Origin of the sequence: Clostridium tarantellae, assembly GCF_009295725.1 — a bacterium.
GTDB lineage: Bacteria > Bacillota > Clostridia > Clostridiales > Clostridiaceae > Sarcina > Sarcina tarantellae.
The window spans coordinates 1-7301 of record NZ_WHJC01000171.1 but is presented as its reverse complement, the minus strand read 5'-3'; the positions used below and the strand labels follow the sequence as shown (position 1 = coordinate 7301).

The 7301-nt window shown below is 23.9% G+C and carries 5 protein-coding genes, 1 tRNA gene and 2 rRNA genes; 4 read left to right on the top strand and 4 right to left on the bottom strand.

From position 1 onward, the window contains the following. The 4 genes from GBZ86_RS10680 to GBZ86_RS10665 all read left to right on the top strand — a co-directional run. The coding region (locus GBZ86_RS10680; RefSeq protein ID WP_234885153.1) for a lasso peptide biosynthesis PqqD family chaperone at positions 1–316 on the top strand (316 nt) is incomplete at its 5' end. A 63-nt stretch (positions 317–379) separates the two neighbouring features. After that, the gene (locus tag GBZ86_RS10675) at positions 380–1330 is read left to right on the top strand and encodes a phosphoenolpyruvate carboxykinase (ATP) (RefSeq protein ID WP_152890512.1); all 951 of its coding nucleotides are present in this window, start codon (positions 380–382) and stop codon (positions 1328–1330) included. Positions 1331–1524: 194 nt separating this feature from the next. After that, positions 1525–3417 carry an FUSC family protein gene (locus GBZ86_RS10670; RefSeq protein ID WP_152890510.1) on the top strand — a complete coding sequence of 631 codons (1893 nt, stop codon included), beginning with the start codon at positions 1525–1527 and terminating at the stop codon, positions 3415–3417. A gap of 154 nt (positions 3418–3571) precedes the next feature. Beyond that, positions 3572–5299, top strand: coding sequence for an ABC transporter ATP-binding protein (locus GBZ86_RS10665; RefSeq protein WP_152890508.1), 1728 nt, complete (start codon positions 3572–3574; stop codon positions 5297–5299). Between the two features lie 98 nt (positions 5300–5397). On the opposite strand, the gene GBZ86_RS10660 is transcribed toward GBZ86_RS10665, so the two are convergent. The 4 genes from GBZ86_RS10660 to GBZ86_RS10645 form a co-directional block, all read right to left on the bottom strand. Continuing rightward, the gene (locus GBZ86_RS10660) at positions 5398–6501 is read right to left on the bottom strand and encodes an extracellular solute-binding protein (RefSeq protein ID WP_152890506.1); all 1104 of its coding nucleotides are present in this window, start codon (positions 6499–6501) and stop codon (positions 5398–5400) included. Between the two features lie 358 nt (positions 6502–6859). Further along, positions 6860–6935 (bottom strand) — tRNA-Lys (locus tag GBZ86_RS10655). Positions 6936–6941: 6 nt separating this feature from the next. Beyond that, a 5S ribosomal RNA gene (gene rrf / locus GBZ86_RS10650) occupies positions 6942–7059 on the bottom strand. Positions 7060–7114: 55 nt separating this feature from the next. Then, positions 7115–7301 (bottom strand): 23S ribosomal RNA (locus tag GBZ86_RS10645); the annotation flags it as partial.

Here is a 7301-nt window from a genome sequence, read left to right as displayed (position 1 = left end):
GTATATAATTTTATTAAAGGGAGAGTTTGAGATGGAAAATAAAATTTTATTAGAGGATGTAGTAATACAAAATAAAGAAATAGATGCAACAGATTTAAATGGTGAGAAAGTAATGATGAATTTAGATAAGGGTCAGTACTTTATGCTAAATGAAGTTGCAAGTAGAATATGGGACATTACTGATGAACCTACAAAAGTTTCAGAAATAATAAGTACTTTATTAGAAGAATATGAAATAGATAATGAAACTTGTGAAAAAACCGTTATAGAGTTTTTAAGTAAATTAAATAATGTAGATCTTATTGTAAAAAAATAAATTTTCAAATTAAACTTCCATATGTAAAGATGGAAGTTTTTCAATTAAGGGAGGAAAGTATGAGTGAGGTATTATGAGAAAAAAAAGAAAAATTTTTTTTATAGAATTTATGGGTTAAATGTAAAGTCTAATATTAAATTGCCCGAGCTTATAGAAATAGGTGGAGAAAATATCATAGAAGATGTAACAGTTTTTTATGGAATTATGCCAAAAGAAATTTTAAAAAGAGTAAAAGAAGGTAAAATACTTGAATTTTTAAGAGATAAAGCCTGGTTTAACATAAAAAAGGTAGCAGCTTATTACATAAGTAATGGAAATAACATAATTATAATGCCTTATGAAGAGGCAACAGAGCAAGAAATTAAAACATATTTATTAGGGAGTGCTTTTGGCGCTCTTTTAATACAAAGGAACATTGTTGTAATACATGGTGGAACGATTATTATTAAGGATAAAGCAATAACATTAACAGGAGATAGTGGAGCTGGTAAATCTACTTTAACTTCTGCTTTTAGAATGAGTGGATTTAGTTTTTTAGCTGATGATGTATCTGCTGTAGTATTAAATAATTTTGGTATTCCATTTATAAGTCCAGCCTATCCACAACAAAAGTTATGTAGAGATGCTATGATTAAGTTAGGTTATGATACAAATAATTTTATTAGGATAGATGAGGGAAGAGATAAATTTGTTATACCTGTTAATGGAGGTTTTTTACAAGAATCAAAACCACTTGTAGCAGTTTGTGAAATTGCTGTAGGAAATGTAGATTCGGTACAAATAGAAGAAATTAAGGGAAATGAAAAACTGAAAGTTTTATTAAAAAATATTTATAGAATTGAATTTATAAAAATTTCAGGTATGTATCCTGAATATTTTAAAAAGTGTGTAAATGTTGCACAAAATATATTGTTATTTAAGATTATAAGACCAAAAGATAAGTTTTCTGTAAATGAACAAATGGAAATTATAGAAAAGATTATAAATGAAAGAATTGGTGATGTATTTTGTTAATACTTTATTTTAAATTAGATAATAAATAAGGGATAATTTTAATAGGTTGTATTATTTTGTACATTTATTATTTAAATATATATAAAGTATAGGTTATTAATACCTATATTAATCAAATTCTAGCGTTGAATATATTTTGTAATGGTAGTAGAATTTTTCGTTGTACTAAATTTGAAATAGAAAGGAGAATAAATTTGAATAAAAAATTAATTATGTCAAAAACAATTTTATTCATATGTATAGTAGTTTTTATTATTTTATTTAAAATAGTGTTTGGAGTTGAAAATACACTAATAGGTGTAACTACTATTACTGCTGCTTTAATGCTTTTGCAAAAAGATTTAACATTGGAATTTTTTAAGAACACTGTAAAGCTAATATTTTTAAATTTATTTATAGGAGGAGCTGCTACTTTAGCTAGTAACAATATGTGGATAGCTATTTTTGTAAATTTAATTGCAGTATTTTTTATTGGATATAGATTGTGTTATAACTTAAACAAGCCTATATATTTACCTTTTTTATTACAATATTTATTTATATTAGCTACACCAGTACCTATAAATGAACTTTCAATAAGATTTATTTCTTTAATAGTTGGAGCATTAATCATAATGGGTGCTCAATTAATTTGCAATAGAGATAAAATTTCTAAACATGGAAATAAACTTTTAATAAGTGTATGTGATGATATATGCACTAAAATAATTAGAAAAAAAAGAAAAGAAGATTTACATAAATTAGAAAAAGATATAAATAGTTCACTAAATGAATTTAAGCAAATGCTTTCAGATAAAAGAGAGCAGAAATTTTACTTTACAGAGGAAAGTAGAGTAAAGCTTAATATCTGTATGGCATTAGAAAAGATTAATTTATTAATAGATAATCTTAACTTTCAAGAAATAGATAAAATTTATTTAGAAGATATTAATAAATTTTTGAATAATATAAAAATAGGATTAGAAAATGAAGGAGATTTTAGTAGAATTTCTAAGAAAGAACTTGAAAAGTATAGGCAGTGCGGAAATATTACTTTTTTGAAAATATTAAGTAATATAAGTTTTTTATATGAAAGTTTAGAGGAAATAAAAGAACTTGAAAATAAGAATTTTATTAATAAAGTGGAAGATATTCCAAAACAATTTAAAACTATTAATCGTCTTATAAGAAATATGAACTTAAAATCAACTAAATTTTGTTATGCTGTACGTATATCTTTAGGTATAACTATTGCATGTTTTATAATGGATTTATTTAGATTAAATGAAGGTAGATGGATAATGTTTACGGTATTATCTTTAGTAAATCCTATATATGAGGTTGCTAAACAAAAAACTAAGGATAGAATAATAGCTACTATAATAGGTGGAATAATTATTGTTATTTTATTTAGTATATTTAAAGAAGCAACAACAAGAACTATTATTTTAATGTTAAGTGGATATTTAAGTAGTTACACTAAAAAATATAGACATAATATGATATTTGTTACAGTTTCAGCTATAGGAGCAGCTTCTTTAATGAGTAATGTTGAAATACTTAGTATAAATAGAATATTATTTGTTATTTTAGGTGCAGTAATTTCAATACTTATTAATAAGTTTATTTTGCCATTTAATCTTATAAGACAAATTGAATTTTTAAAACATATTTATAATGAGACTATAACTGATATGTTAAAAGAAGTATGTGCTTTAAATGAAGGAAAAAAAGATGATAATTTAATGAAAAATTTATTTTTAACTACTTCTCTCATAGAAGATAGATTAATATTGGATAATGTAACTGTAGGAAATGAAAGCAATTTAATATTTATAGAAGATCAAAGATTATTAGTGTGTAATATATATGAATTATATATGTGGATAAAAAATAATAAGCTCAAAAAGAAAGATATACAATATATATTAGAAGATTTTAAAACACTTGTTGAGTATAATTATGTACAAGTTAAGCAATTTAAAAAAGAATTTAGAAAATATATTAAACACACGAAAGTTATTAGTGATAAGATTGTTTTAAGTAACTTAATAGAGATTTTGGACATACTAGATAACTTTAAGAGAGATAATACTTTTGCGGCTTAAATTAATAAAGTTAAAAAAACTATGAAATTTAAATATTTTTTAAGTTTCATAGTTTTTTACATAATATAACTATAATTTAATAATTTACTATTTTATGTATACATGCTATATTAATATAAAAATATTTTAAATTTATTATTAGAGTGAGGGAATTATGAAAAAAAATTTAGAGAAAGTACGGTGGATATTTTATAATGCTAAATCAATAAGGATACATTTAATTTCAGTAGTTTGTTTAGGAGCGATGCTTTCTTTAATTAGTGTTTATAATGCTTTAATTTCAAAAAACATTATAGATGCAGCAACACATGGAAGTATGAATAATGTTATAAAGTGGATTATAGTTTTAGCAATTGTTATATGTATACAGGTTATATTTTCATCACTAAATACTTTTTTAGGAACTTATTGTGGTACAAAATTACTTAATGATATACAAAAAAAATTATATACACATATTACTTATGGGGAATGGGAAGAACAAGCAAAATATCATAGTGTAAATTTAATTACTAGAATGAATAGTGATGTCTCTACTATTTGTAATTTAGTGGTTAGTGTTATACCAAGTATAATATCACTATCAGTAATGCTTTTAGCTTCATTTATAACCCTATTAAAATTAGCGCCAACTATTGCAGTTATAATAATATTGGTATCACCATTATTTTTATTTATAAGTAAATTAATTAGTAGAAAATTAAAAAGTGTTTATATGGAAATTCAACAACAAGAAATTGAATACAGAACTTTTATGCAAGAGAGTATACAAAATACTATGATAGTAAAAAGCTTTTGTAAAGAACAGGATAATATAAAAACATTAAATAAATTTCAAAAAATAAAGTTAAAGCTTATTTTAAAAAGAAGTAAAATTACTTTATTATCAAGTATTTCACTTAGTTTTGGAGCTTTTTTAGGATATTTTATAGTATTTAGCTTAGGTGCTATTAATTTAGCAAAAGGTATAGGAACTTTTGGAACATTAACAGCATTATTACAACTATTTTCATATATACAAGGTCCATTTTCAGGACTTGCTTCACAGCTTCCTTCAGTAATATCTGCTTTAGCTGCTACTGAAAGATTAATGGATATAGAAAAAATTAATTTAGAAAGCAATGGAGATGGAATTGGAAAAGATGATAAATTAGAGAAATTAATTAATTTAAATAAAGTTAGAGTATTAGAAGAAAAGGCTCCTAATATTAAAATTGAAAATTTATATTTTAATTATAAAAAACATAAAAATATTTTAGAAAATGTTTCATTGAATATAAATTCAAGTGAGATAGTTGCTTTTATTGGACCTTCAGGACAAGGAAAAACAACTTTAATAAGATTAATATTATCATTTATTCATGTTAAAAATGGAAGTATACTTTTAGAAAATAACAAGAAAAGTTCTCATTTAAGTAGGGAACATAGAAATTTAATATCTTATGTACCACAGGGAAATACTTTATTTTCAGGAACTATTAAAGAAAATATTCTTTATGGAAATAAATATGCAACTGAAGCAGATATTGAAGAGGCTACTAAATTATCTTGTGCATGGGATTTTATAAATAATCTTGATAAAAAATTAGATACAATTATTGGAGAAAAAGGATTAGGAATTTCAGAAGGGCAAGCCCAAAGAATAGCATTGGCTAGAGCGTTAATTAGAAAAAAACCAATTCTTATTTTAGATGAAGCAACTTCTGCATTAGATGGAAAAACAGAAGTAAAAGTATTAAAAGCTATTAAAAATTTAAAACATAAACCTACGTGTATAATAATTACTCATAGAGAATCAGCATTAAATATATGCAATAGAATTTTTAAGTTAGAAAATAAAACATTAGTTGAAATTAATAAAGATATGATAGAGGTAGGTTAATTATATGTGAAGGAGTTTTAGAGTGAGATATTTGTGTGATTAAAATTTATTAAATATACAGACTCCTTCACCATGCATAAAAAATATATTTATAAATATTAAGATATAGAAAAAATATATCTTATAACGGAATAACAATTTTTATTATTTATATTTTTATTTGTTTGTTCTATTATAGAATTGTTAATAGTTTTCTCTTTTTCAAAATTATTAAAATAACCCATCCATTTTTCTTCATTTTTATTAATTATATTCAAATCTACTTCCATAGGTTTTATATTAATTATATCTTGTGATATATATTTTAAGCTTTCTTCATTAGTTGGTATTTTATTAAATTTTTTTGCAATTTCTAATTGCATTTTAGGACCAGCAACAAATTCTAAAAATAATTTTGCAGTATTTGGATGTAACGAATTTTTTAATATCGCTACTGCTTCCGTTTCAAATATTGCTCCATCTGTTGTATCTACTTCTACCAATGGAATATTATTATCATTTTTTTCTTTTAAATAAGTACTTAATTTACTTATTCCTATTGTTGTTTCTTTATTTTGAATTTCTTTAAATAAATCTTCGGAACTTTCTTCAAATTTATATATATTATTTTTTAATTGTTGTAAAAAAATTATTCCTTCAGCTTCTTTATTATCTTTTTCAAATTGATACATTAAATTTAATATTATATTTTTTATATATGGTTCATTAATATTTTCCATTATTATTTTATCTTTATAAATTTTATTTGATAAATCCATCCAGGATTTTGGTGCATTTGTAGCTGTAATATATTTAGAGTTATAAAATAAAACTATAGGTTCTTTTAATGTTGTATACCAAGATCCATCTATACCTCTATTTTCATCTGATGTTTTATTAAACCAACTAGTTTTATAAGGCAATAACTTATTGTTGATTTTTAAATTTTTATATATCTGCATATCTCCTCCTAATATTACATCAGGATTTGAGTCTTTTAAATTTTCTATTATATTAGAATTTATAATTTTATAATCAATTGTAATTCCAGTTTCTTTTTTAAATTGTTCTGTTATATATTTCATAACATCATCAGAATAGGTAGTATAAACTAATAATTCATCTTCTAATATTTTATTTTTTTCAACAATATTATTATCACATGAAACTAACCCAAATACTAATATTATTAATATAATACTAACAAAAAATTTTTTTATCATTTAATTACCTCCAAAATCTAAATATTAATCTGAATTAATTTATATATTTGTATATTAAAATATAATCATACACTGCTTTTCAATAACAACAATCACCACAACTGTTAAAATTGTATATTTTTAATGCTAATAATATTAGCTGTTATATTCATACTATTTTATTATTTATATTAAAACTTTATTAACTTTATTTTTTATAACTTAATATTAATTATAGTTAATTTTTATCAATAAATATATATTTCTTTTTAATAAATTATAAAAAGGAATTCTCTTGTAATTAAGAAAATTCCTTATATAAATGCTAAGCAAAGTTATTTAATTTAACAAAAAACCTCTCTAAAAAATAGAGAGGTTTTGGTGGCTCACCAGGGAATCGAACCCTGGACACCATGATTAAAAGTCATGTGCTCTACCGACTGAGCTAGTGAACCATACTAACCTGGCAACCACCTACTCTCCCACACAGTCTCCCGTGCAGTACCATCGGCCTCCTAAGGCTTAACCTTCGTGTTCGGAATGGGAACGGGTGTTACCCTTAGGAGCATCATCACCAGATTTTAAGAACTTTTTGTTCTTTCAAAATTGCACTAAGTATTAAGTTTACTTTTATTTGGTCAAGCCCTCGACCTATTAGTATCAGTCAGCTGAACATGTTACCATGCTTACACCCCTGACCTATCAACCTTGTGTTCTTCAAGGGGTCTTACTAGCTTATGCTATGGGAAATCTCATCTTGAGGTAGGCTTCACGCTTAGATGCTTTCAGCGTTTATCCCTTCCCGACTTAGCTACCCAGCT